Annotated in this window: 1 pseudogene; it reads right to left on the reverse strand. The window is 74.4% G+C overall.

Annotated elements, in window-relative coordinates:
- Positions 1-277: pseudogene (locus tag CVH10_RS19915) on the reverse strand (thiamine pyrophosphate-binding protein); the annotation flags it as partial.

Below are 277 nucleotides of genomic sequence, written 5' to 3' on the forward strand. Positions count from 1 at the left end.
GCCGTAGCCCATGGAGCCCGAGGTCGGGGCGATGTGGGAGGCGAGCCGCCGGAACCGGTAGAAGCGGTGGATCCAGGCGGCGTAGTTGCCGGCCCCGTTGCAGAGGATGGCGTCCGCCGGCAGCGCCTCGCGCAGGTGGACCATCACCGCGCCGAGGTTCACGGCACCCGGCTGCGGCGTCGCCGGCTCGCTCCAGGCGAGGTACTCCGCGTGGGCGGCGCGGGTCTCCTCGACCCAGGGCCGGATTGTCGGCGCGTCGAGTTCGGCCAGGGCCCTG

It is taken from the genome of Halomonas sp. ND22Bw (assembly GCF_003011945.1).
GTDB classification, from domain to species: Bacteria; Pseudomonadota; Gammaproteobacteria; order Pseudomonadales; family Halomonadaceae; genus Halomonas; species Halomonas halophila.